This window comes from Microbacterium sufflavum (genome assembly GCF_023101165.1).
GTDB lineage: Bacteria > Actinomycetota > Actinomycetes > Actinomycetales > Microbacteriaceae > Microbacterium > Microbacterium sufflavum.
This window is the reverse complement of record NZ_CP078076.1, coordinates 1,347,397-1,372,352: the sequence shown is the minus strand read 5'-3', so window position 1 is coordinate 1,372,352 and position 24,956 is coordinate 1,347,397. Positions and strand designations below refer to the sequence as shown.

The following is a 24,956-nucleotide window of genomic DNA, read 5'->3' as shown; positions in this document are numbered from 1 at the left end:
CCCCTTCACGACGCAGCCCGCACCAGTCGCGTCACGAGATCGACGTAGGGCACGCCCGCGGCGGCGAACATGCGCGGCACCTGTGACGCCGCGGTCATGCCCGGCATGGTGTTGACCTCGTTCAGCACGGGCCCCCGCTCCGTGAGGAAGAAGTCCATGCGGGCCACGCCGTCGCAGCCGAGGGCGTCGAACACGGCCACCGCCGCCCGCTGCAGGGCGCTCGTCTGCGCGGGATCCAGCTGCGCGGGAACCGTGAAGCGGGCGGAGCCGTCGTACTTGGTCGCGGTGTCGAACAGTCCGGGCGCGTGGATCTCCAGGGGCGGGGCCGCCCACCGCACGCCGCCTCTCTCGCGGATCACGGCCACGTCCACCTCCCGGCCGCGCACGACCTCCTCGACGAGGATCCGCCGGTCGAAGCGCGCGGCCTCCCGCAGCGCCCCCAGCAGCTCGCCCTCCGCCGACACCAGGCTCACACCGTGGCTCGACCCGGCTGAGACAGGTTTCACCACCACGGGCTCGTCGAACTCCGCGTCGCCGAGGTCCGCCGCCCCCACCAGCCGCCCCCGCGCGGTGCCGATGCCGACCGCCTGGGCCACGAGCTTCGTGGTCCACTTGTCCATGCCGATCGCGCCCGCCCGCAGCCCGGAGCCGACCACGCGCACCCCGGCGAGTGCGCACAGGGCCGCGAGCGCACCGTCCTCCCCGAGCACCCCGTGCACGGCGGGGAACACGACGTCGACCGTGGCCAGGAGCCCGAGCGCCTGCTGCAGTGACTCTGCCGCGCTCCCGGCCGTGGGCAGCGCGTCGGACCGCCACACGCCGTCGCGGCCGATGGTCGCACACACCACCTCGTGGTCGCCGAGTCGCAGCGCTGCGGCGACCGCGGCCGCCGACGCCAGCGACACGTCGTGCTCGGAGTTCTGCCCCTCGCCGATCACCAGCACCCTGGTCGTCATGCGATCCCCCTCTCCACGCGCGGGCCGATGCCGGTGACGATGGTGTGCGGGATGGTGCCCGCCCACCTCGCCCAGTCCTGCACCGACGGCACCGCGCCGCCCTCCGGTCCGAACACGGTCGCGACGGCCCCGCGCGGCACCGCGGTCGCTCCCGTGTCGATCACGATCTGGTCCATCGACACCCGCCCGACGACGGGGTGCCTGCCACCGTCGAGCTCCACGCCGGCATCCCGCGCGAGCTCGCGCGGGATGCCGTCGGCGTATCCGACGCCCAGGACCGCGAGGTGCGTCGCCCGATCCGTCACGTGCGCGCCGCCGTACCCGACCGCGGTGCCCGCCGGCACGAACGCGCTGTGCACCACCGCGGCGGTGAACCGCGCCGCGCCGGTCAGCACGGTGGTGAGCGACGGATCGATGCCGACGAGCCCGGCCCCCACGCGCACCAGGTCGAAGTGCGTCGCCGGATCGGTCAGCGCGCCGGAGGTCGCGGCGAGGTGCACGAGCACCGGACCGAAGCCGGCGCGGAGCACCGCGTCGCGGCCGTGCCGCATCCGCAGCACCGCCGCGGCGTTGGCGGCCGGATCGGCCTCATCCGCGCGCGGCAGATGCCCCATCACCCCGACCACCTCGACGCGGCCGCGCGCCGCCCTGGCCAGCCGCAGCAGCTCAGGCCAGTCGGCGAGCGGGCAGCCCCCTCGCGCCATCCCGGTGTCGAGGTGCAGGTGCACCCGCACCGGGGCGACCGCGTCCGCGATCAGCGCCCTCAGCTCGTCGACGGAGCCCAGCGCCACGTCGATCCGGTCGAGCGCGGCCGCGACCGCGTCGATCCCGCCCGGGTTCAGCCACGACAGGATCGGGACGGCCAGCCCGGCCGCGCGCAGCGCACGGCCCTCGGCGACGTCGGTCACCCCGAGCCACGTCGCACCCGCGGCGACGGCAGCCTCGGCGACCGCGACCGCCCCGTGCCCGTAGCCGTCGGCCTTGACCACGGCCATGATCTGCGCGGACGTCGACTGCCGCACGCGCGACACGTTCTGCGCCACGGCCTCGGGGAGCGTGCACAACCGCGGGCGCGGGAGGCGGGACGGCGGTGTGGAGCGGACACCGGAGGGGGCGGCGACGGATGCGACGTCGCGCCCGGGCCGGGCAGGCGCGGGGCGGACGGGCCCGGAATGGGCGGGCGCAGGAACGGCCGGCGCGGATGCGACAGACCCGGACGCGACAGACCCGGGCGCGACAGACCCGGACGCGACAGACCCGGGCGCGACGGACGCGGGCGCGGAAGCAGGGGCGACGGCGGGATCGCGCAGGCCCCGGGCCGTCACCCGGGTCACGAGCGCATCCTCGGGTCTTCGGTGGGATCGGCATACATCTGCGGGCAGCCGTCCGCCGCAGCGTCGGGGCGCAGCTCGTAATGCCAGGACTCGTTCGCATAGGTCTGGCACAGGCCGTAGCGCCAGCCGCGCTGCGCCAGCCAGTCGAGTGCGGGCAGCGGTCCCAGGTCGACCGCGTCACCGGACACGTGCGCGGAGGTCTGCGGCGTCGCGACCCAGCGGCGCGCCTCCGCCTCCGAGCCGTACTCGGCGATCGCGTCCTGCAGCATCCGCTCCTGCAGCTCGGCGGAACGCCAGCCGCTGTTCACGCGGAACCCGACGCCGTCGACCTCCGCGTCGGTCGCGGCCCGCTGCAGGGCGGCGAGCAGATCGGGGTCGAGGTTGCCGACACTCGGCCGCTCCACGTCGAACACGGTCGGCTGGTCACCGTCGGCGATCGTGCCGTCCGCATCGCCGTGGTCGGTCCCCGCGCCGCCGGAAGACAGATCGGGGAACGGGGTCGGCGCCGGAGACGGGACGGTCCGTCCGGCGTCGGCGGAGGCGGCGGCCAGCGACTGCTGCACCGCGAGCGCGCCGAGGACGACGAGGGCCAGCGCCAGCAGCGCCGCACCGAGACGACGGCGACGCGACCGCGGTGGTCGGGGGTTCGTGCGGGTGTTCATGGTTCCAGTGAAGGAAGCGCGCGGTTGCGAGGGCGTATGCGCTTTTGCATACGTTCGCGATATACCGCGGTGCGTAGGATCACAGCCATGCGTGTGCTGATCGTCGAGGACGAGCCCTACCTCGCCGAGGCCGTCCGCGACGGGCTGCGCCTGGAGGCCATCGCGGCCGACATCGCGGGCGACGGCGACACCGCTCTGGAACTGTTGAGCATCAACTCGTACGACATCGCCGTGCTCGACCGCGACGTGCCCGGCCCCTCCGGCGACGACATCGCGCGGTGGATCGTCGCGTCCGGCAGCGGCATCCCGATCCTCATGCTCACCGCCGCCGACCGGCTCGACGACAAGGCCACCGGGTTCGAGATCGGCGCGGACGACTACCTCACCAAGCCGTTCGAGCTGCGGGAGCTGGTGCTGCGCCTGCGGGCCCTCGACCGGCGCCGCCAGCGCTCCCGGCCGCCCGTGCTCGAGGTCGCTGGTCTCCGGCTCGACCCGTTCCGCCGCGAGGTGTACCGCGACGACCGGTACGTGGCCCTCACCCGCAAGCAGTTCGCGGTGCTCGAGGTGCTCGTCGACGCACAGGGCGGCGTGGTCAGCGCCGAGGAACTGCTGGAGCGCGCGTGGGACGAGAACGCGGACCCGTTCACGAACGCCGTGCGCATCACGGTGTCGTCGTTGCGCAAGCGTCTGGGCGAGCCCGGCATCATCCGCACCGTTCCCGGCGTGGGGTACCGGATCGAGGCGGACGCTGATGCCTAGGCGCCGGGGGATGAGCGCCCGGCTGAAGCTGACCCTCAGCTACGCCGGGATCGTCGTGGTGTCCGGGGTGCTGCTGCTCGCGGCCGTCGCGCTGTACCTGCTGCGGTACATCCCCGACGTGCAGATCATCGCCGACATCCGCGTGCCCAACCGCTCCGACCTCATCCGCGCGTTCGTGCCGGTGGCGATCGCGGTCATGGTCGCCCTGCTCGCGATCGGGCTCGGCGGCGGCTGGCTGCTCGCCGGACGCATGCTGGCGCCCCTCGAACGCATCAGCGACGCCGCGCGCCTCGCCGCCCAGGGGTCGCTGTCGCATCGGGTGCGCCTGGAGGGGCCGCGCGACGAGTTCCGCGACCTCGCCGACGTGTTCGACGGCATGCTCGAGCAGCTCGAGGCGCACGTGGCCGAGCAGCAGCGGTTCGCGGCGAACGCCTCGCACGAACTGCGCACGCCCCTCGCGATCTCGCAGACGCTGCTCGAGGTCGCCCGCGACGACCCCGACCGCGACGCGGAGGAGCTGATCGCCCGCCTGCGCGAGGTGAACACGCGCGCGATCGCGCTGACCGAGGCGCTGCTGCTGCTCAGCCGTGCGGAGCAGCGCACGTTCCCGAGGCAGCTGGTCGACCTGTCGCTGCTGGCCGAGGAGGCGGTGGAGGCGCTGCTGCCCCTGGCCGACCGCCGCGGGGTCGCGGTCGAGGTGGGTGGGGCCGCCGCGCCGATGCTCGGGTCGTCCGCCCTGCTGCCCCAGCTCGTCACGAACCTGGTGCTCAACGCGATCGTGCACAACCTGCCCAGCGGCGGGGCGGTGGCCGTGCGCACGCACATGATGCCGCAGGCCGTCGCGCTCGTCGTGGAGAACACGGGCGAGCGCCTGTCGGAGCACCGGATCGCGACGCTGGTGGAGCCGTTCCAGCGCGGGTCCGAGCGTACTCGCGACGACCACGCCGGTGCGGGGCTCGGGCTGGCGATCGTGCAGCGCATCACCGAGACGCACGGCGGCACCCTGGTGCTGACGCCGCGCGCGGAGGGCGGCCTCGTCGTGACGGTGTGGTTCCCCCTCCCGTACCCGCGCTGACCCCCGGGCCGCGGCGATCTCGCTGCACCGCGTCTGCACGATAGTGTTTCGCCATGATGCCCGAAAAGCCGCGCGAACGCGGTGCTCTCTCCCGCCGCACGATCGTCCACGCGGCGTGGGCCGCACCGGTCATCGCGTTCTCTGCCGCTGCTCCCGCCGCAGCCGCCTCGCTCGGCACCCCGGAGCTGACGCTCAGCGCCTTCGCCCTCGACGCGAACTACGCCTGGGGCACGGTCACCCTCTCCCGCCCCGGCACCGCCGATCTGACGCAGACGTTCGATTTCCAGGGCGACGGAGCCTCCGGCTGGGAAACGATCTACACGGGACAGTCGACGAACTCGTCGGGCTACTACGCCAGCACGCTCCCGCGGTCGGTGATCGGCGCGTACACGCAGCTCCGCGCGGTCGCCAGCGTCACCGGGTACGGCCCGGTCTCGAGCGCCCCCGTCGCCCTCTCCGACATCTGGGCCTGAGTCGTCCGGAGGGTCACCAGGGGCTGGGCTCGTAGTCCTTCAGGAAGACGCCGTGGATGTCCTCGCCCGCCTCGCCGCGCACGATCGGGTCGTACACGCGGGCGGCGCCGTCGACCAGGTCGAGCGGCGCGTGGAAGCCCTCTTCCGCCAGCCGGACCTTCGTGTAATGCGGACGCTCGTCGGTGATCCAGCCGGTGTCGACGGCGGTCATGAGGATGCCGTCCTTCTCGAGCATCTCCCCCGCGCTGGTGCGGGTGAGCATGTTCAGCGCGGCCTTGGCCATGTTCGTGTGCGGATGGCCCGGTCCCTTGTAGCGGCGGGAGAACTGCCCCTCCATCGCCGACACGTTCACCACGTACTTCCGGTGCGCGGACGACGCGGCCATCGAGGCGCGCAGACGGCTGATCAGCAGGAACGGCGCCGTCGTGTTGGCGAGCTGCACCTCCAGCATCTCCAGCGGATCGACCTGGTCGACCGACTGCACCCAGCTGTTGACGCGGTTCACGTCGGGCACGAGCCCGCCCGCGTCGATCGCCGTGCCGTCCGCGTGCTTCTCCAGCGACGACGAGCCGGGGGCCATCGCGAGCCGGGCGAGGTCTTCGGCCGTGAGCGCCTGCCCGCCCTGCTCCGCGACCGTGCCGCCGAGCGCCGCGACCGACAGCAGCGGGTGCGCATCCACCGATGCCTGCAGCGCCTGCGGATGCGGATCGGCGGTGTGGCCGAAGGTCTCCATCTCCGGCAGCGGCCCGTCGGGCAGGGGCTGCAGCTCCGCGTCGGCGAGCAGCGAGTACGCGCCCGGTGAGCGGCGCACGGTCTGCGCGGCGTTGTTGATGAGGATGTCGAGCGGGCCCTGAGCGGCGACCGAGTCGGCGAGCCCGATCACCTGGGCGGGGTCGCGCAGGTCGATGCCGACCACGCGCAGGCGGTGCAGCCAGTCGCTCGCGTCGGGCAGAGCCGAGAAGCGGCGCACGGCATCGCGCGGGAACCGGGTCGTGATGGTCGTGTGCGCCCCGTCGCGCAGCAGCCGCAGCGCGATGTGCATGCCGATCTTGGCGCGACCGCCCGTGAGCAGGGCGCGCTTGCCGGTGAGGTCGGCGCGGGCGTTGCGCTTGCCGTGGCTGAAGCGCGCGCAGTCCGGGCACAGCTGGTGGTAGAACGCGTCGACCAGCGTGTACGGCTGCTTGCAGATGTAGCAGTTGCGCGGCTTGAGCAGCTCCCCCGCGATCGGGGCGTCGACCACGCTCGACGCCAGGTCGTTGCCGCGGGTCTCGTCGTCGATGCGGTCGGGAGCGCCCGTGGCGGTGCGGGCGACCACGGCCTTGTCGGCCTCGGCGATCGCATCGCGGATCTGCTTGCGGCGCACGCGCTTGACGTCTTTGAACATCGCGGCGGTCGCCTGGCGCACGGCGATGAAGTCGGGGTGCTCGTTGTCGATCGTGTGCAACTCGCGGAGCACCCGCAGCGTCGTGGCGAGGTCGTCGGGGTCGATGCCGGGGCCCAGGTCGGGGGTGGCGTCGGGGGCATCGGTCATTGTGCCGATTCTACGCGAGTCGCCTGGGTGCCGACCCCGCGCCTCCGACGCTCTCCCGGCGCTCAGGCGATGCCGCCGCCGTCGACCACGAGGGCTGCGCCCGTGACGTAGGAGGAGTCGTCGCTCGCGAGCCACACCACGGCCTGCGCAACCTCCTCTGGCTCGCCCATGCGGCGCAGCGGGCGGTCGGCGGCCTCGGCCAGGAAGGAGTCCGCGTCCTGCGCGAGCTGGCGCGCCTCGTCCCGCAGCATGCCCGTGTTCACGTCGCCCGGGTTGACCGAGTTCACGCGGATGCCGGCGGGCCCGTGGTCGATCGCGAGCGCACGGGTCATGTTCACCACGGCGCCCTTGGACGCGCAGTACGACAGGGCGCGGCCGCCGCCCTTCAGACCCCAGCCCGAACCGGTGTTGACGATCGAGCCGCCGCCCGCGGCCTCCATGATCGGCACGACGTGCTTGCACATGAGGAAGATGGCGCGCACGTTCACGCCGAACACGAGGTCCCACTCGTCGACCTCGATCTCGACCGCGGTCTGGCGGCGGATGATGCCGGCATTGTTGAACACCACGTCGACCCCGTCGAACTCCTGCACGGCGGTCGCGACGACCCGCTCGATGTCGGGCTCGCGGGACACGTCGGCGGCGACCGCGACCGCCGTGCCACCGGCCTCGCGGATCTCGGCGGCCACGGCCTCGGCCGCCTCGGCGTTCAGGTCGACCACGGCGACGGCGGCACCCTCCGCCGCGAGCGCGAGGCAGGTGGCACGGCCGATGCCGCCCGCGCCGCCGGTGACGATGGCCTTCTTGTTCTGGAGTCGCATGGGGGTCCTTTCGGGGGTCAGACGGGGGAGAGTTCGGGTGCGGTCACAGGGTAGAGACTGCTCGTGCCGACGCCGGTGACGACGCGGATGTGCCCGGCGAGCCGGGCGTCGAGCACGGGATCGCCCGTGTCGACGAGCAGGGGCCGGCCGTGCAGGTCGACGAGCTTCTGCTCGGGCGCGACGACCAGCAGGGGGTCGTCGCCGAGCGCACGGAGCACGGCCGCGGAGAGCTGCTGGTTGCCTCGGCCGAGCAGGAACCCCTGTCCGCCGATCACGGTCACCACGGCCTGCGCGGCGCCGAGCGCGAGTTCGTCCCGCAGCTGCCGTTCGCTCGCGCCGCGGACGAGGAGCCGCCCGTCGAGCACGACGTCGACCCCGAGGGGCGTGCCATCGAGGCCGAGCTGCCGCGCGATCTCGGCCGTGGTGCCGCCGGGGCCGAGCAGGTAGCGCACGCCGGGCTGCATCCGGGCGACCGCGCCGCGGGCTGCGGCCTCGACGGCGGCGGCCTCGGTCGCGGGGGTCGGGGCCTTTCGCGCCTGCGTGCGACCGGCGTGCACGGGCACCCGCACGAGTCCGTACAGCGTCGGCTCGACCCTGGCCCGGCGCATCGCGGCCTCGTCGATGTCGAGCACCTCGCGCTCCGCCGTCGGGAGCCCGCCGTGGTCGATCCAGTCGGCCGCGAGGGCTCCGGCCGCGCGCGGGCTCACCGCGAACACGGGCGAGTACATCTTCACGCCCGCGGGCACCCCGAGCACGGCCGGGGTGCCCGCGCGACCGCGGAGTTCGGTCGAGGTCCGGCCGGGAGCGGGAGCCACGGTCGCGCGACCGTCAGTTTTCTCCGGAGTTGTGAGCGCCGCAGCGAGGTCGAGCCCCGCGACCGCATCGCGCAGTGTGCCGTCACCCCCGACGACGAGGATCAGCTCGACCCCGTCCGCCGCGAGGGCCGCGACCGCCCGGGACGTGTCGGCGGCCTCGGTCCGGACGGCCTCCGCGGGGGTGGAGAGCACGCGGGGCCGGAGCCCGGCGGCGCGCACCGCGTCGGCACCCAGGACTCCTGCGGCCGTGGCCACCTCGAGCCCCGGGTGCCGCGCGGCCAGGGTCGTCAACGCCGAGGCCGCGCGCTCCTGCACACGCGAGCGCGCTCCGCGCTCGACGGCGAGGCGCTGCACCTCCGGCCCGTCGGAGCCCGCGAGACCCGCGGGTCCGCCGACGCCGGCGACGGGGTTGACGACGAGACCGATCACGACGCGGCGGCCTCCGCGGCGAAGTACTTGCGGCGGTACGCGCGCCACGTGACGGCCCAGCGCTCCGGGTCGTCGAGGTCGTCGTGGTGCGTGTGGTGCACGGTCTGGTTGTGCGGGGCGGTGCGCACGACCTCGGGGTTCTCCCTGGCCTCGCGCGCGACCTCGGCCAGCGTCGCAGCGTACTCGTCGAGCTCGCTCATGGAGTACGACTCGGTGGGCTCGAGCGTGAACGGCTGCGGCACCACGTAGGGGTGGTGGCTCGTCCAGTAGTGCATGCCGAAGTCGGTCATGCGCACGCCGATCTCCTCCGACGACACACCGGTCTCCTGGTACAACTCCTCCCACGAGTACCGCACCTGCTCGATGCGGCGACGGCCGGTCGCGTACGGCGCCGAGGCCCCGGGGATCGCGAGCACCTTCGCCATCAGGTAGTTGTTGTTGAGCACCGCGGTCTCGGCGGCGGCGAGCAGCCCGTCCGCGCCGAGCGCCATGATCCACGAGTAGGCCTTCACGAGCGCGGGGATCACGCCGAAGAACGGCCCGACCGCGCCGATGGACCGCTCGCCCGCCTCGGCGACCGCGAACGTCCCGTCATCCTCGCGCACCACGCGGGGGCCCGGGAGGAACGGGGCGAGGGCCGCGCTCACGGCGTTGGCGCCCGAGCCGGGGCCGCCGCAGCCGTGCGGGGTGCCGAACGTCTTGTGCAGGTTGAAGTGGCACACGTCGAACCCGGCGTCGCGGGCCCGGGTGATGCCGAGGATGCCGTTCGCGTTCGCCTGGTCGTACGAGGCGAGGGCGCCCACGGCGTGCGCGGCGTCGACCCACTCGCGGATCGCGGGGTTGTAGATGCCCGTGTCCTCGGGGTTCGTGACCATGATGGCCGCCGTGCGCGGGGACAGCGCCGCCTTGAGCGCGTCGAGCGACGGGTAGCCGTCGGCGTCGGGATACACCGTGATGACCTCGTAGCCGGCGGCCTTCGCGGCTGCCGCGTTCGAGGGGTGGCTGAAGATCGTGGTGATGACCTCCCGGCGCTGCTCCGCCTCGCCGTTCGCCTCGTGGTAGGCGCGGATCATCGCGATGTTCGACCAGATCGCCGCGGAGCCGCCCTGCGTGTGCAGCGAGACCTCGTCCATGCCGGAGATCTCGGCGAGCATCCGCTCCAGCCGCCACACGATCTCCAGCACGCCCTGCGCGTCGGCCGGGTCCTGGTGCGGGTGCATCGCGGTCAGCTGCGGGGTGCCGGCGAGCTGGTCGTTGATCTTGGGCGCGTACTTCATGGTGCAGGTGCCCTGACCGATGTCGACGTTGAAGTCGGCGCCGAGGTTCTCCTGCGACAGGCGCAGGTAGTGCTTGAGCACGCGCATCTGCCCCATCTCGGGCAGCGCGGGAGCGGCGGGGCGGCGCAGGGCGGGCGGCAGGTCGGCGACCACGTCGCCCACGGCGCTGCGCACCTCGGGCTCCACGGCCGAGACGAGCACGCCGCGCTCGCCCGGGGTGGAGAGCTCGAAGACGATCGGCTCGTCCCATCGGGCCTGCTGGAAGCGGCGGAGTGCCGGCTTGGGGGCGACGGGGAGGCTCATCGGTTCTGCTCCTCTGCGAGCTCGGGGGCGACGACCGCGGCGAGCGCGGACGCGAGACGGTCGATGTCGGACTGGGACGTGAGCTCGGTCACGCAGACGAGAAGGCGGTGCTCGTCCACGACCACGCCGGGCTCGATGCCCTGTGCGCGGAGGGCGGACACGACCTCGGCGGCCGGCACGGGCAGCGTGACGGTGAACTCACGCAGGTGCACGGCGTCGTCGTCGAGCGTGACCCCGGGCAGCGCGGACAGGGACTGCTGCGCGTAGCGGGTGCTGGCGAGCAGCACCTCCCCCAGCTCGGCCATCCCGGCGGGTCCCATCAGCGACAGGTACACCCCGGCGGCGATGCCCCAGAGCGCGGCGGCCGTGCCGACCCACTCCTTCCCCTCCTCGCGGTGCGCGAACGAGGTGCGGTCGTAGGCGACGTCGCCGAACCCGTACTCGCCGGGCACGTCGGTGGTGGCGAGACCGAACAGGCGCGACGGCATCTCCATCACGAACCGGGGGTCGTCGTGCACCGCGATGAAGCCGCCGTGGGCTCCGCCGAACCACTGGTGCAGGCCGAGCGACTGGATGTCGCCCGTGACGATGTCGGCTCCGGCGAGCGCGGGCGGCGCGAGCACGCCGTAGCCGATGGGGTCGGTGCCCACCACGAGTACGGCGCCCGCAGCGTGCGCGGCGTCGGCGATCTCGCGGAGCGCGGCCTCGACCGCGCCCGTGGCGCTGGGCGTCTCTACCCAGACCGCGGCCACGTCGTCGCCGAGGGCCGCGCGGACCGCGGCCACGTCGGCGGTGCCGTTCACGGTGGGGAGGTGGTCGAGGGTCAGGTGCGCCCGGATGTAGTCGTGCACCTTCGAGGTCTTCGCGGGCAGCACGTCGCTGGCGACCAGCACGCGCGGGCGTCCCGTGAGGCGTCCGGCCATGGCGAGCCCGGTCGCGGTGGCCTGGTAGCCGTCGTAGGTCGGTACGTTCACGACGTCCATCTCCAGCAGCTCCGCCATGAGCGACTGGTACTGGAACAGCGCCTGGAAGCGGCCGTGGTCCTCGTACGGCTCTCCGGCGTAGGCGGTCAGGAACTCGCTGCGGCCGATCACCTCGTCCACGACCGCGGGCACGTAGTGGTTGTAGGTGCCCGCGCCGAGGAAGCTCAGGCGCTCCTGCGTGGAGCGGTTCTTCGCCAGGAGCCCCCGCACGTGCCGCGCGAGGTCCTGCTCGGCGACGAACGGCGCCGGCAGGTCGAGCGGGCGGCCGAGCCGCAGCGCCTCCGGCACGTCGGCGTAGAACTCGTCGACGGTCTCGGCGCCGACGGCCGCGAGCATCGCGGCGCGCGACTCGGGTGCGGTGTTGGGGATGTACGGATGCACGAACGGGGCGGTCATGCGTCCTCCTTCACGGGGATGGGGGTGGCGGTCGGGATGGTGTCGGCGCGGGGCGAGGCGAGCACGGCGACGCCGTAGCGGTCGAGGTCGAGCCGGTCGCTGTGCCGGGCGCCGGTGAGCAGGTCGAACCCGGGGCCGGGCAGCTCGACGGCGACGGGCGCGCGTCCGTGATTGAGGTAGAAGGTGTAGTCGGTGGTGTCGTCCGCGCGGGTGACGACCTCCACGTCGAGGTCGACGTGGTCGCGCGCCGGAAGACCCGCGGTGCGCAGCACGTCACGGAACAGCGGCAGCATGCCGTCGTGGTCGATCATGGCGCTGACGTACCAGGCGGAGCCGCGGCCGACCGGGCGGCAGGTCACGGCGGGGAGCCCCGCGAGCTCTCCGCTCGCGTACGTGCCCCGGACCTGCACGTCGTCGTCGGCCTCGATCCACTCGCTCCAGCTCGGGACGGTCAGGGTCTCGCCCGCGTAGGCGATCTGCTCCGTCTCACCGTCCGCGAGCGGCCACTGCTCGTCCACCTCGATGCCGAGCAGCGTCCGCAGCGGGCCGGGCGCGCCGCCGTCGTGCACCTTCTCCGTCGCGTCGACCACCCCGGAGAAGGGCCCGACGACGAGGTGGCCGCCGCGCTCCACGAAGGCCGCGAGTGCGTCGGCGTGCTCCTGCTCCGCGATGTACAGGTTCGGCACCACGACCACGTCGTAGCGGTCGAACGGACCGGCGGCACGCACCGCGTCGACGGGCTGGCCGAGGGCGTACAGGGCCCGGTGCCAGGCGCGGGCCTGCTGCGCCCACTGCAGCCGCTGCGAGGGGAGCGACTCCGCGGCGCTCGATCCCCACCAGGAGTCCCAGTCGACGACGAGGCCGACGCGGGAGCGCACCCGGGTGCCGCGCACGGCCTCCAGCTTCTGCAGTTCGAGGCCGAGGGCCTTGGTCTCGCGGAAGCTGCGCGACCTCTCGCCGCGGTGGCCGAGCATCGAGGAGTGGAACTTCTCCTGGCCGTACTTGGCCTGCCGCCACTGGAAGAACATCACGGCGTCGGAGCCGTGGGCCACGGCCTGCAGGCTCTCCACGCGGATCTTGCCGGGGGCCTTGGGCACGTTCACGTCGCGCCAGCTGGTGGCGCTCGCCGACGACTCCAGCAGCAGCCACGGCTGCCCGTCCTTGAGCGCCCGCATGAGGCCGTAGTTGAGGGCCGCACCCACGTGTGAGGTGGGGTCGGCGGGGTCGGGGTAGGCGTCGTCGGTCACGACGTCTTCCACCGCGGCGAAGTCCCAGTAGTCGAGGTCGCGGAACATGCTCATGAAGTTCGTGGTCACGGCGATGTCGGGGGTGACCTCGCGCAGCACGTCGATCTCGATCTGGAACAGCTCCAGCAGCGCGTCGGAGGAGAACCGTTCGAAGTCGAGCAGCTTGGTGGGGTTCACCGGTCCCGGCGCGCGCTTGGGGGTCTCGATGTGCTCCCACGACGTGTAGCGCTGGCCCCACACGTTCACGCCCCACGCCTCGTTGAGGCCGTCGAGGTCTCCGTAGCGCTCCTGCAGCCAGCGCCGGAAGTGGCGGGCCGACTCGGGGCACCAGCACCGCGAGGTGTGGTCGCCGTATTCGTTGGAGATGTGCCACATCGCCAGGCCGGGGTGCTCGCCGTAGCGTTCGGCCATGGCACGGGCCATGCGGGCGACGTTCTCGCGCCAGATGGGCGACGAGGGGCAGTAGGTCTGGCGGGACCCGAACTCGAGGCGGTGTCCGTCGGCGTCCCACGGCGCCATCTCCGGGTGGGCACGCAGCAGCCACGAGGGCGGGGTGGCGGTCGCGGTGGCGAGGTCGATCGCGATGCCCGCGTCCCACAGCAGGTCGATGATGCGGTCGAGCCACGCCCAGTCGTACACGCCGGGCTCGGGCTCGAGCTGCGGCCAGCTGAAGATCGGGAGGCTCACCATGTTCACGCCCGCTTCGCGCATCAGGCGGATGTCCTCGTGCCAGGTCTCCTCCGACCACTGGTCGGGGTTGTAGTCGCCGCCGAACGCGAGCGCATCCAGGCGCACGCGGCGGAGCGGCTGGTCGGCGCGGGGTCCGGACACGGAGGCTCCTCTCTGAGTCACGGGCCGCCGTGTCGGCGCTCTGGCGCATTCCGACGTCCCGCTGTATTCTGTATACAACACACTAGGTTGCCGTCCGGCCGGGCGTCAACCCATAGGCTGACGGGCAGGCGGCAGAAGGGGAAGGTCATGGCGATCGAACGCAAGAACCTGCGCTCGCAGGTGCGCGAGGAGCTGCTGACCCGCATGCGCGCCGGACTCGTGCAGCCGGGCGAGGGCATCAACGAGGTGCAGCTCGCGACCGAGCTCGGAGTCAGCCGCACACCGCTGCGCGAAGCCCTCATCGCCCTCGAGTCCGAGGGGCAGATCGAGAGCGAGAACGGCAAGGGCTTCCGGTTCGTGCCGCTCAGCGCGTCGGAGTTCCGCGACCTCGCACCCGTCATGGCCGCCCTCGAGAGCCTCGCGCTCGAGCTGAGCCCGCCCGACGAGCTGCGGACGATCGGCGCCCGGCTCAAGGAGATGGCCGACGCCTTCGCCGACGAGCTCGTGGAGCACCAGCTCGTCATCACGAAGGACGACGAGTGGCACAGCCTGATGCTTTCGGCCTGCCCCAACACCCGGCTCCTCGCGGTGATCGACAGCGTGCGCAGCTCGTTCCACCGCTACGAGTCGCTGCTCGTGCCGGAGGACGTGAAGGTCGAGCGCGTCGCCGCCGAGCACGCCGAGATCGCCCGGCACCTCGCGGCGGGAGACGTGCCCGCCGCCGTCCAGGCCCTCAAGCTGAACTGGACGAACGGCATGCAGCGCATCCTCGACAACGCCACCAGCAGCTACTTCACCGCCTGACCCGGCCACGGCTCACCGCGACAGCGTCACGGCGAGGTCGATGAACAGCGCCGCCGACCAACCGAACGCGGTCGTGGCCGTGCGTGCCTTCTGACCCGTGCGCGGGTGGAAGTACTCGTGCGGGCCGCCGCCGTGGATCACGAGCGCCACGGTCTGCTCCCGCAGCTGCCGTGCGCGCTCGGCGAAGCCGGACGCCTCCAGGCCTTCCGCCACGAGAGCGGCCGTGTTGACCCACACCGGGCCGCGCCACATCCGCTCCTCCGAGAAGTCGGGGTCGGACGCGGCGACCGTCGGCAGGCCCCACGGCAGCGCGAACCGCTCCGGGTCGTCCACCGCGGCACGCAGCGCACCGGCGATCTGCTCCGGCAGGGTTCCGGTGAGCAGCGGCATCAGGCCCACGACGGTGTCGCTCGTGAGCGTCTCGCCGCCGCCGAACGCGAGGAAGCGCTCGCGCTCGGGGTCCCACATGCGCAGCAGCAGCTCCTGCGTCGCCTCGGCGCGCTCGCGGAACCGGCTCACGTCGGCGCCGGGCTCGTATCGGGAGAGCAGGTCGGCGAGCTCGCGGTCCTGCCGCACGAGGTAGGCGCCCAGGTCGGGGGCGGCCGTGGGAAGCGGGCCGTCGAAGATCGGGCTGTCGTCGAGACCTGAGGAGTAGGGGTGTCCGTACTCGGGCATGCCGTCGTGGTCGAGATCGCTGCCCGCGAACCACCAGTCCTGCGAGCGGACGACCGTGGCGAGCTGGCGCCGTGCCCACTCCGGCGCGTCCTCCACCTCCAGCACCGCGCGCAGGGCCCATGCGGCGAGCGGCGGCTTGGTCAGCGGCACGGGCGCCGTGGGGTCGGCGATCTGCGAGCCCGCGCGGCGCAGGTTCGCGCGGTCGCTCTCTGGCAGGTCGTCGCTCGTGGCGAGCACGCCCTCCTCGTGCACGACGTCGGGGAGCTGTCCGTCGGGCTGCGGGAACCGGAACGCGATGTCGAGCTGCTCGCGCGCGAGCGCGGGGTCGCCGTGGCGGAGGCCGACGGCGATGAAGTACGCGTCCCACTGCCACAGTCCCACGTAGCCGATCTTCGACGGCACGATCGCTCTGGCGTCGCCGAGGGAGGGCAGCTCGACGATGTTCGCGCCGAGCACCCACCAGCAGAAGGCGGTCATCTCCTGCAGGTCGTCGCGCACGCGCGGGCACCGGGCGAACCAGTCGTCCCAGACGTGGGCCGTGGCGGCGAGGGCGGCCCGGTGATCGCCGGACTCGACCGTGACCGAGCGGTCGGGAGCGACGCGGAGGCGCAGTCCCTCTCCGAGCGCGTGCTCCTCGATCCGGCCGTCCGGGTGCGTGAGCCGCACGCGCAGGCCGGCATCGCCGCCGACGCTCAGCGTCGCCGGGGCCGCGAAGGTGAGCGTGGCACGCTGCGTCTCCGCACCCGCCCCCGGTTCCTGAGCGGGCGCAGCGAGACGAGGGGCCCCGAACGCGATCCTCTCGGGTCGCACGTCGGCCACCGGCAGCACGGCGCCGTCCGCGTCGAGCACCTCCACGAGGTCGAGCACGCGGCACTCCGACAGCCGCCGCTCGTACTCCGAGGTGTGCACGCGCACGCCGTCGCCCTCGCCGAACACGAGCACCCGCGACCGGGGCAGCGTGAACGGCGCGGTGATCAGGTCGAGGTGCCGGCCGGCGAGCCCGGCGAGGTCGAGGTCGTCGGCCATCATCGCCCGCCCAGGCCCGACGCGGCCATGCTGTTGAGGATCTTCCGCTGCCCGATCACGAACACGATCAGCATCGGCACGGTCGCGATGGCCGAGGCCGCCATGACCAGCCCGTAGTTGATCGAGCCGAACTGCCCCTGGAACGAGGTGAGCAGCAGCGGCACCGTGAACAGGTCGGGGGTGTTGAGCAGCACGAGCGGGAACAGGAACGCGTTCCACACGCCGAGCGCCGTGATGATGCTGAGCGCGGCGAGTCCCGGCTTGAGGTTGGGCAGCACGATGCTCCAGAAGATGCGCCACCGGCCCGCGCCGTCGACCAGCGCCGCCTCCTCCAGCTCGCGCGGCAGGGCGAGCACGAACTGCCGCATCAGGAACACCGCGAATGGGTTCGCGATCATGCCGGGCACGATCAGCGCCAGGTGCGAGTCCACCCACCCGATCTGCGACATCAGCAGGTAGAAGGGGATGAGCGTGACCTGCGCGGGGATCATCTGTGTCGCCAGGAACACGATGAACAGCACCTTGCTGCCGCGGAAGCGGATGCGCGCGAACGCGTAGCCCGCCATCGATGCGGTCAGCAGCGTGCCCACCACGACCAGCACCGCGATGTAGGCGCTGTTCAGATATGCCTGCCCGAACGGCACCGCGTTCCAGGCGTCGGCGTAGTTCTCCACCGTCCACGGGTTGGGGAGGAACTCGAGCGGGTTCTTCAGCAGCTGCGGCAGCGTCTTGAACGACGTCAGCAGCATCCACACGAACGGGAACACCATCGAGATGCCGGCGATCGTGAGCACCACGTGGAGCGCGGTGGCTCCGAGGCGACGGCGGGCGCGGTCGGCGCCGGGCCCTCCGCGACCGCGGCGACGATAGCCGGGGGCCGTGAGGGCGACGGTCGAGTCGGTCGCGGGGGCGGCCGGCTCGATGAGCGAGGGCGTCTGGAGGGTCATGCCGGGTCATCCTCGTAGTGGACGAACTTCTTCTGCGCGCCGAACTGGATCGCGGTGATGACGAGGGTCAGCACGAGCAGGATCACGCTCGCGGCGCTCGACGGACCGAACTCGAACCGCCCGAAGCCCAGATCGAAGATGTGGTAGACGATCGTGCGGGTGGCGTTGTCCGGGCCGCCGCCGGAGACGAGCACGTAGACCGTGTCGAACGTCTGCAGCGACGAGATGAACGCGATCACCGACGAGAAGAACACGATCGGGGAGAGCAGCGGCAGGCGGATGCCGGTGAACAGTCGCCAGGCGCCGGCGCCGTCGATGCGGGCGGCCTCGATGACCGAGGGCGAGATGTTCTGGAGCCCGGCGAGGAAGATCACCACGTTCAAGCCCATCGACGACCAGATCGTGACGATGCAGACCGCGAGCAGCGCGAGCTTGGGGTCCTGCAGCCAGTCGGGCGGGGTGATGCCGAACACGTTGGCGATGGTGGTGGACAGCAGGCCGTCCGCGCGGAACATCTGCTGCCAGATCATGGCGACCGCGACCGTCGACGTCACGACGGGCGCGAAGAACAGGATGAGGTAGAGCGTGCGGGTCTTGAGCCGCTCCAGCGCGACCGCGACGATCACGGCGAGCGTGAGGCCGATCGGCACGGTGATGACCGCGATCAGCAGGGTGTTGAGGATGGCGCGGCCGAGGAGCGGGTCGGTGAGCTGCTCGGCGAAGTTCGCGAAGCCCACCCACTCCAGGTCGCTCAGCCCGTCCCACTCCGCGAAGGCCAGCACCAGGCTGGCCCCGAACGGCAGGATGACGAACAGGGCCATGCCGAGCAGCTGCGGGGCGACGAACACGTAGCCCCAGCGGCGGTCGCGGCGGCGCCACGCGGCCTCGGGGCGCAGGGGCGGGGCGGATGCCGCAGGCTCGGCCTGCGGCATCCGTCCGTTCTCGGTGAGAGTGGTCACCGGTCTACTTCTCCGACCGTTCCGCGACCACGTCGGCGATGGTGTCGAGCGTGGTCTGCGCGTCGACCTTGCCCTCGTAGAGCTTCTGGAACTCCTCCGCGATGGCGACGGGCAGCCCGGGGATGCGCGCCTCGGCGGGGTAGTCCTCGAAGCCGATGTCGCGCATGTCGAGGAAGGTCTGCGCGTGCGCGGGGTAGTCGCCCTCCAGCACGACCTCGTCGGCGCCCTTGATGGACGGGACCGCGTTGCCGCCGCCCTCGAGGCGGAAGGTCTGTCCCTCTGCGGAGAGGAACTCGGTCCAGAACGTGAACGCGGCGTCCTTCACCTTGGTCTTGCCGTTGATCGCGAGGAACGACGTGGCGACGCCGGTCGGGGCTTCCGCTCCATCGGGGGTGGGCCAGCGCACGATGTCGTAGCTGTCCTGCTCGCCCGCCGCGCTCACGGTGCCGATCGTGTAGCGGCCCTGCACGAAGAACCCGGCCTTGTGCGTCACGAACACGCTGTCGGCACCGGCGCCGTCGGGGAGGGTGTCGGCGACCACGAAGGTGCCGTCCTGGAAGAGGTCGCCGAACTGCTGCATGGCCTCGACCGTGTCGGCGTCCTCGTTGGCGACGAACGTCCCCTTGTCGTCGTACGGGGCGTCCAGGCCCTGCGACGACAGCCAGCTCCAGTGGGTGGCCCAGTAGTTCCAGTACATGGTGCCGGTGAGGCCCGCGTCGTGCAGGGCCGCGTTCATCTCGAGGAACTTGTCGGTGGTCCACTCGCCGTTCTCGGCCAGGGTCGCGGGGTCTTCGGTGATGCCGGCCGCGGCGAGCGCCTGCTTGTCGTACCAGAACACGTCGGGGTTGGAGTCGTTGGGCGCCGCGTAGACCTCGTCGTCCTTCTCGGCCGCACCGAACAGGCCGGGGAAGAAGTCGTCGTAGGCGGTCTTGCTGTCCTTCGAGTCCATCAGCTCGCGCAGCGGCATGAGCCGGTTCGAGTCGACGAACTGCCCGATCATGTCGTCGCCCACGTAGAACACGTCGGGCGCGGTGTTGCTGGTCAGCTGGGCGAGCAGCTTGGAGTGGTAGTCGCCGTAGCCGGCCACGGGCTGCAGCTTGACGGTGATGTCGGGGTGGCGCTCCATGAAGTCCTTGTTGAACTCCTCGTAGCGGGTGAGCTCCTCCGGAGTGCCCCAGGTGGACCACACGACGGTGGCCTTGCCGTCGGCGTCGACGCTGCCGCCCCCGCCGCCACCGCTGCACGCGGCGAGTCCGAGTGCGAGCGCTCCGGCGGCGCCCAGGGCCAGATACCGTGTCGCAGCACGTGCCATCTCGCTACCTCTTTCATCGTTGAAGTTCGGGTCGGATCACCCCGCGGGGCTCTCCAGTATTCTGTATACAGAACGCAATCCTGTCAAGGGTGAGCCATCGCCGCACGACGAAGGGGCGGACCCCACCCGGATCCGCCCCTCCTGTCCCGTGGCGCTCAGTGCCCGGCGGCACCCACCACCACGAACTCGTTCGGGATCACGTCGAGCGTGGCCTCGGCCGCCACCTCGCCCGTGTGCAGGTCGACCGCGACGATGCGCTTCTTCGCCGGCTCGGTCACATAGGCGATGTCGCCCACCACCCGCAGGCCCGGGTGCGGGTCCTGCCACTCGGCCGGGCTCTCCCACGCGTCGATGACCGACCAGGAGTCCTGCACCGCACCGGACTCGTCGAGCACGGTGAGGCTGCCGTCGGCGCCCAGCACCACGATGTCGTCGTGGGCGCTGCGACCCACACCGCGCCACGTGTACTCGGCCGGGGCATCGACCACCGAGAGGCTCGCGGCCGCGGTGTCGACCAGCACCAGCTGCGACAGGAAGTAGCCCTCCTGGTCGGGATCCGTCTTGTAATCGCCGACCGCGACGGCGCTGGTGTCGGTCACGTAGGCGTTGCCGGTGCGCCCGAACTCGTCCGGGGCGTCGAGCTTGGTGAAGGCGCCGTCCGCGAAGAGCAGCACACCGTCCTCGCAGCCGAACATCACGACCTCCCCCTTCAGCGCGCCCTCCCCGTGCACGCTCGGGCACCGCTCGTCGCGCGCGAGCTCGGTGCCGTCCGCCGCCAGGTGCCGCACGCCGCTCCGGGCCTCGGCCGTGCCGATCGTGGACAGGACGGTGCCGTCGGACAGCTCGATGGCCACCCCGTGGTGCGCCGCCTCCGACGCGATGGTGTCGAACTCCGGCAGGGTGCCCGTGCCGACCGCGTCGGTGTCGAACACGCGCACCTCTCCGGTGCCGTCGTCGAACAGCGCGGTGCGGCCGGCGTGCGGGGTCGCGTGTCCGGCAGCCACCGCCTCGAACACCTCCCCGGTGAACTCGACGGCCCCGGAGGCGAGACCGGTGTCGAGCACGTGGAAGCCGTCCTCGGCCGTGACGAACACATGGCCGTCGTGGTCGCCCGCGCCGTTCACGCGCAGGAATCCGTCGAGCTCGGCCTCGCCGACGGTCTCGAGGGTGTCGCCGTCGAGCACGACCACACCACCGTCGTAGGTGAGGGCGACGCGGGTGTCCGCCTCGTGATGGTCGTGCTGCTCCGGCGCGGCACCGGTGGTGTTCTCGGACGCGGGGGAGGCTCCGGCGCATCCGGCGAGGGCCACGGCGGCGATCGCGCCGAGGGCGCCCAGCGCGAGGCGGCTGCGGGGTCGGGACATGGGTTCGTCTCTCTTTCTTCTCAGGGTGCGCGGATGCGCGGCAGCGCGGGGCGCCGAGGACTCTGGGTCAGCCGACGAGCTGGAGGAACACGGCCTCGAGGTCGCTGAAGGTACGGGTGATGCGCGCGTCACCGTGGTCGATCTCGTAGACCGTTCCCGCGGCGGGATCGGCGACGTAGACGCGTCGTGCGGACACCCGCAACTCCACGCGGTCTCGCAACGCCGGGTCTGCGATGGTCGCCGCGAGCAGGGGCTCGGTGCGGGCCAGCACGGATCCGTCCGGCGCCAGCACGCGGAGCCGTCCCTCCGCGTCGACCGCGACCGTGCGACCGGCGTCGTCACCGATGGCGACAGCGCGGATGAGCGGGACGTCGGAGGGGAGCAGCGTCCAGGTGCGCTGACGGACGTCGAGCAGCCACGCACCGTCGTCACCGGCGACGCCGGCGAGGTCCGCCCGGTCGGCGCGACCGTCGAGCCGCGTCGCCGCGGGGGCACCGGCCGGATACGGGATCGCCTCGCCGACGATCTCACCGCCCACCTGCCGGGTGAAGAGCACGGCCCCTTCCGCGCACGCGAAGACCGCGCCAACGCGGGTGAGGTCGGCGTCGGAGACCGCGCCGCACGGCATCTCGGCCGCGGCGGCAGGGGCGCCCTCGCCGTCGACGATCCGGATGGTGCCGGAGGCGGTGGGCACAAGGAGCCGGTCGGCGAACGGGAGGACCGGGCCCGCGTGCGCCAGGTCGAGCCGGGCGGTGCCGAGTCCGCCGGCGAGGTCGTCGTGCGGGAGCACGACGACCTCCGCGCCGCCGAAGCCGATCGCCGTGCTCTGACCGGCCCCGCTCACCCGCACCTCTCCGTGGCCGTCCAGCGAACCGAGCTGCCGCGGCTCGCCCTGGAACGAGTGCGTGTGGTCGCCGTGCGGCACGGTCCAGCGCCCGGTATCGACCACGTCCACGGTCGCGTCGTCGCCGTCGGTGCGGGCGAGGAACACGAGGCGCCCATCGCCCGACACCGCGGCCCTCCCGGCCCCGGCGTCAGTGAGGACGACGCGCTCCTCGGTGTCGAGATCGAGGAGGGTGAGGGCGCCCCGCTCGTCCGCGACGGCGAGGGCGAGGGCGGGCGCAGCGACCTCCGCGGCGCCGCCCGAGTCGATGCCGTGCGCATCAGGATCCGCCGTCGCAGCGGGCGCGACCGGGGAGGCGCACCCGGCGGCGGCGAGGAGGACGAGGAGGGCGGAGGGGGCGAGGGCTGCCCGCCGGAGGAGTGCGAGGTTCATGACTCTGTCACCCTATTGAGAACGATTCTCAATCTCAAGTCAGCAGGTGAGGGAACGGGCCTGCGGCCCGTCCGGTGCGACGAGCGAGCGGACGAACGTCCGAGGCGGGGCGTAGTGTCGCACCATGAGCAGCGCAGAACCCCTCCCGCGGCACGGCGTCATCCCCTCCTATCTGCTCGCGCGCCTCGCCGAGTCCGGCCGCTTCCCCAGGGCGGCAGCCGCCGCCCGGCAGACCCTCACGGCCGGTCGTCCACCGTTCCGCGCACGCATCGACCTCTCGATCGACGAGAACGGCGACCTCGTCGCCCAGCTGTCCGACGCGCCGAACCGCACGATCAGCGACGCCGGCAACACGCAGCAGCTGCCGGGCGCCGTGGTGCGCGGCGAAGACGACGCGCCGGTCGACGACCCCGCCGTGAACGAGGCCTTCGACGGCCTCGGCGCCACGTTCGAGATGCTGCTGGCCGCCTTCCAGCGCAACTCGCTCGACGACGCGGGGGCGCCGCTCGACGCGACCGTGCACTACGGCGTCGACTACGACAACGCGTTCTGGGACGGCGAGCGCATGGTGTTCGGCGACGGCGACGGCGAGGTGTTCCGCGGCTTCACCGGCTCGCTCACCGTGATCGGGCACGAGCTCGCACACGGGGTCGTGCAGCACACCGCGAACCTGGAGTACCAGGGCCAGCCCGGCGCCCTGAACGAATCGATCGCCGACGTCTTCGGCGCGCTCACCGAGCAGTACGCGCAGGGCCAGACCGCGGCGCAGGCGAGCTGGCTCATCGGCGCCGAGATCTTCACCGAGGCCGTGCAGGGCGCGGCGCTGCGGTCGATGATCGCCCCCGGCACGGCCTACGACGACGATGAGCTCGGCAAAGACCCGCAGCCCGACCACATGAGCGGCTTCGTCCGCACGACCGAGGACAACGGCGGCGTGCACATCAACTCGGGCATCCCCAACCGGGCGTTCGCCCTGTTCGCGCGCGACCTCGGCGGCAACGCCTGGGAGCGCGCGGGAACCGTCTGGTACCGGGCGCTCACGGGCGGGCTGTCGAGCACGGCCACGTTCACGGAGTTCGCCGACGCCACGGTGGCCGCGGCCGTCGCGGTCGACGAGGAGACGGCGGCCGCGGCTCGACGGGCGTGGAGCGCCGTGGGAGTCTATGAGCATGAGCGAGGACCCGGCACCTCCGAGTGACGCCCCCGTCGTGATCGCCGTCGTGCGATCGGGCGGCATCGCGGGCATCCGTCGCCAGTGGCGTGTGGAGGCGGAGCCGTCCGACGCGGACGAGTGGATCACGCTCATCGACCTCTGCCCGTGGGACCAGGACGCCGACGCGTCACCCGGGGCCGACCGCTTCATGTGGAGCATCCGCGCGCGCACGCCCTCCGAGCGCCGGGAGCGCGAGCTGCCCGACTCCGCGCTCGAGGGCCCCTGGCGGACGCTCGTCGAGGCCGTGCGCGCCGCCTCGACCCGCGACCCCGCCTGAGCCCGGCCCGCGGGCAAGCGATCAATCCCGTGTGAATGCGACCGCGGGCCGTGCGGCCGGGGTCATGATGGACTCCATGGGACTCTTCCAGCAGCGACCCGAAGAAGAAGAGCAGCAGTGGGCTCTGCCGTCCGAGCCGCTCGAACGCTCCGACGCCGACCTCCTCGACACGGCCCCCGCGGTGGACCCCCTCACGCTCGGCCTCGGCGCCCCGGCGTCCGTGAGCTCGATCGTGTTCCCGGTCGCACCGCCCGCGCCCGATGCTGCGACGGTCGAGAACAGCGACCCCGAGGACTGACCGCGCTGCCCTCTCGCGCGGCCGCGTCGGCCCCCACCGATACGGTGGAAGGATGACCATCACCGCCGCCGCAGACGGCTCCGCCCTGGGCAACCCCGGCCCGAACGGCTGGGCCTGGTACATCGACGACGCCAACTGGGCGGCCGGTGGTTCCCCGCACGGCACCAACAACCAGGGCGAGCTGCGGGCCGTGCTCGAGCTCCTCCGCGCGACCGCCGGCACCGACGAGAAGCTGCTGATCGAGTGCGACAGCCGCTACGTGATCGACTCCGTGACGAAGTGGATGCCGGGGTGGAAGCGCCGCGGATGGCGCAAGTCCGACGGGGGCCCCGTGCTCAACCGCGACCTGCTGGAGGGCATCGACGAGGCGATCCGCGGACGGGACGTGGAGTTCTCGTGGGTCAAGGGCCACGCGGGGCACCCCTTGAACGAGGCAGCGGACGAGCGCGCGAACGCCGCGGCGAAGGCATACCAGCAGGGGCAGGAACCGCGCCGGGGCCCGGGCTTCACCCTCGCGACCGACGCCGGTGCCGCGGTCGCCGCCTCCGCCCCCGTCGCCGCGCACGCCGCGACCACCAGCTCTCCCGAGAGGACAGCCCCGGCCGCGAAGACCACCTCCCTCGCGACGGCGACCTCCGCTCCGGCCGCGGGTTCCGACCGCATCACCGGGGCGCCCACAGCCTCCGGCCCCGCCGCCACCCCCGTCTCCGAGTCGTACGCGGAACCGCTGTGGGCGGAGCCGTCCGACCTGCTCGACGGCCTCGACCGCCCCGACGACGACCCGATCGAACTGCGGATCCCGCTGTCGCCCGATGAGCACGCGCGCCTCCGCGACCGCGCCGAGGCGCAGGGCGTCTCGCTCGAAGAGGCCCTGCGTCGGCTGATCTGAGCGCACGGCGCAGCCACCCGCGAC

General features: G+C 72.5%; 23 protein-coding genes. 8 read left to right on the top strand and 15 right to left on the bottom strand.

Annotation, left to right across the window (positions count from 1 at the left end):
* Window positions 1-5: 5 nt before the first annotated feature.
* From KV394_RS06815 to KV394_RS06805, 3 genes are all read right to left on the bottom strand, one after another.
* A complete protein-coding gene (locus KV394_RS06815; RefSeq protein ID WP_247982643.1) occupies window positions 6-956 on the bottom strand; it encodes a D-alanine--D-alanine ligase family protein in 951 nt (316 codons plus the stop codon).
* Complete coding sequence (alr, locus tag KV394_RS06810; RefSeq protein WP_247982642.1) at window positions 953-1,999, bottom strand: alanine racemase; 1,047 nt, start codon at window positions 1,997-1,999, stop codon at window positions 953-955. The genes KV394_RS06815 and alr overlap by 4 nt, the downstream gene beginning before the upstream one ends.
* Window positions 2,000-2,286: 287 nt before the next feature.
* Entirely contained in the window at window positions 2,287-2,952 is a 666-nt protein-coding gene (locus tag KV394_RS06805; RefSeq protein ID WP_136033945.1) for a M15 family metallopeptidase, read from the bottom strand.
* Window positions 2,953-3,039: 87 nt separating this feature from the next.
* Here KV394_RS06805 and KV394_RS06800 point away from each other — a divergent pair, with 87 nt between their 5' ends.
* Genes KV394_RS06800 through KV394_RS06790 form a run of 3 tightly spaced genes read left to right on the top strand, consistent with a single transcriptional unit; the run spans window position 3,040 to window position 5,259 of the window.
* Window positions 3,040-3,711, top strand: a complete 672-nt coding sequence (locus tag KV394_RS06800; protein ID WP_136033943.1) for a response regulator transcription factor — start codon at window positions 3,040-3,042, stop codon at window positions 3,709-3,711.
* 10 nt (window positions 3,712-3,721) lie between these two features.
* The gene (locus KV394_RS06795) at window positions 3,722-4,786 is read left to right on the top strand and encodes a sensor histidine kinase (RefSeq protein WP_136033940.1); all 1,065 of its coding nucleotides are present in this window, start codon (window positions 3,722-3,724) and stop codon (window positions 4,784-4,786) included.
* Window positions 4,787-4,839: 53 nt separating this feature from the next.
* Complete coding sequence (locus KV394_RS06790) at window positions 4,840-5,259, top strand: hypothetical protein (protein WP_136045216.1); 420 nt, start codon at window positions 4,840-4,842, stop codon at window positions 5,257-5,259.
* 13 nt (window positions 5,260-5,272) lie between these two features.
* Here KV394_RS06790 and KV394_RS06785 read toward each other — a convergent pair whose 3' ends face one another.
* From KV394_RS06785 to KV394_RS06760, 6 genes are all read right to left on the bottom strand, one after another.
* Window positions 5,273-6,790 (bottom strand): SDR family NAD(P)-dependent oxidoreductase, encoded by a 1,518-nt coding sequence (locus KV394_RS06785; RefSeq protein ID WP_247982641.1) that lies wholly within the window; start codon window positions 6,788-6,790, stop codon window positions 5,273-5,275.
* Between the two features lie 62 nt (window positions 6,791-6,852).
* The gene (locus tag KV394_RS06780; RefSeq protein WP_247982640.1) at window positions 6,853-7,611 is read right to left on the bottom strand and encodes an SDR family NAD(P)-dependent oxidoreductase; all 759 of its coding nucleotides are present in this window, start codon (window positions 7,609-7,611) and stop codon (window positions 6,853-6,855) included.
* Between the two features lie 17 nt (window positions 7,612-7,628).
* Window positions 7,629-8,855, bottom strand: a complete 1,227-nt coding sequence (locus tag KV394_RS06775; RefSeq protein ID WP_247982639.1) for an ATP-NAD kinase family protein — start codon at window positions 8,853-8,855, stop codon at window positions 7,629-7,631.
* Window positions 8,852-10,435, bottom strand: a complete 1,584-nt coding sequence (gene gcvPB / locus KV394_RS06770) for an aminomethyl-transferring glycine dehydrogenase subunit GcvPB (protein WP_136032991.1) — start codon at window positions 10,433-10,435, stop codon at window positions 8,852-8,854. Before gcvPB ends, KV394_RS06775 begins: the two co-directional genes overlap by 4 nt.
* Complete coding sequence (gcvPA, locus tag KV394_RS06765; protein WP_247982638.1) at window positions 10,432-11,814, bottom strand: aminomethyl-transferring glycine dehydrogenase subunit GcvPA; 1,383 nt, start codon at window positions 11,812-11,814, stop codon at window positions 10,432-10,434. Before gcvPA ends, gcvPB begins: the two co-directional genes overlap by 4 nt.
* A complete protein-coding gene (locus tag KV394_RS06760; RefSeq protein ID WP_247982637.1) occupies window positions 11,811-13,892 on the bottom strand; it encodes a beta-galactosidase in 2,082 nt (693 codons plus the stop codon). The genes gcvPA and KV394_RS06760 overlap by 4 nt, the downstream gene beginning before the upstream one ends.
* A gap of 147 nt (window positions 13,893-14,039) precedes the next feature.
* On the opposite strand from KV394_RS06760, the gene KV394_RS06755 reads away from it, so the two are divergent.
* Window positions 14,040-14,696 carry a GntR family transcriptional regulator gene (locus KV394_RS06755; protein WP_136036827.1) on the top strand — a complete coding sequence of 219 codons (657 nt, stop codon included), beginning with the start codon at window positions 14,040-14,042 and terminating at the stop codon, window positions 14,694-14,696.
* A gap of 12 nt (window positions 14,697-14,708) precedes the next feature.
* On the opposite strand, the gene KV394_RS06750 is transcribed toward KV394_RS06755, so the two are convergent.
* From KV394_RS06750 to KV394_RS06725, 6 genes are all read right to left on the bottom strand, one after another.
* Complete coding sequence (locus tag KV394_RS06750; protein ID WP_247982636.1) at window positions 14,709-16,400, bottom strand: amylo-alpha-1,6-glucosidase; 1,692 nt, start codon at window positions 16,398-16,400, stop codon at window positions 14,709-14,711.
* Window positions 16,397-17,344, bottom strand: a complete 948-nt coding sequence (locus tag KV394_RS06745; protein ID WP_136036829.1) for a carbohydrate ABC transporter permease — start codon at window positions 17,342-17,344, stop codon at window positions 16,397-16,399. The genes KV394_RS06750 and KV394_RS06745 overlap by 4 nt, the downstream gene beginning before the upstream one ends.
* A complete protein-coding gene (locus KV394_RS06740; RefSeq protein WP_136036830.1) occupies window positions 17,341-18,303 on the bottom strand; it encodes a carbohydrate ABC transporter permease in 963 nt (320 codons plus the stop codon). The genes KV394_RS06745 and KV394_RS06740 overlap by 4 nt, the downstream gene beginning before the upstream one ends.
* Before the next feature lie 4 nt (window positions 18,304-18,307).
* Window positions 18,308-19,615: an ABC transporter substrate-binding protein gene (locus tag KV394_RS06735; RefSeq protein WP_136032976.1), complete on the bottom strand. Its 1,308-nt coding sequence runs from the start codon at window positions 19,613-19,615 to the stop codon at window positions 18,308-18,310.
* A gap of 155 nt (window positions 19,616-19,770) precedes the next feature.
* Window positions 19,771-20,979, bottom strand: coding sequence for a hypothetical protein (locus KV394_RS06730; RefSeq protein WP_247982635.1), 1,209 nt, complete (start codon window positions 20,977-20,979; stop codon window positions 19,771-19,773).
* 67 nt (window positions 20,980-21,046) lie between these two features.
* Window positions 21,047-22,255 (bottom strand): hypothetical protein, encoded by a 1,209-nt coding sequence (locus tag KV394_RS06725; protein WP_247982634.1) that lies wholly within the window; start codon window positions 22,253-22,255, stop codon window positions 21,047-21,049.
* Between the two features lie 124 nt (window positions 22,256-22,379).
* Between KV394_RS06725 and KV394_RS06720 the strand changes: the two genes are divergently transcribed.
* The 4 genes from KV394_RS06720 to KV394_RS06705 all read left to right on the top strand — a co-directional run bounded on the left by KV394_RS06720 (window position 22,380) and on the right by KV394_RS06705 (window position 24,932).
* Window positions 22,380-23,453 carry a M4 family metallopeptidase gene (locus KV394_RS06720; RefSeq protein ID WP_136036834.1) on the top strand — a complete coding sequence of 358 codons (1,074 nt, stop codon included), beginning with the start codon at window positions 22,380-22,382 and terminating at the stop codon, window positions 23,451-23,453.
* Complete coding sequence (locus KV394_RS06715) at window positions 23,425-23,745, top strand: protealysin inhibitor emfourin (protein ID WP_206251976.1); 321 nt, start codon at window positions 23,425-23,427, stop codon at window positions 23,743-23,745. The genes KV394_RS06720 and KV394_RS06715 overlap by 29 nt, the downstream gene beginning before the upstream one ends.
* Window positions 23,746-23,821: 76 nt before the next feature.
* Window positions 23,822-24,043, top strand: a complete 222-nt coding sequence (locus tag KV394_RS06710) for a hypothetical protein (protein ID WP_247982633.1) — start codon at window positions 23,822-23,824, stop codon at window positions 24,041-24,043.
* A 52-nt stretch (window positions 24,044-24,095) separates the two neighbouring features.
* Entirely contained in the window at window positions 24,096-24,932 is an 837-nt protein-coding gene (locus KV394_RS06705; RefSeq protein ID WP_247982632.1) for a ribonuclease H family protein, read from the top strand.
* The last annotated feature ends 24 nt before the right edge of the window (window positions 24,933-24,956 follow it).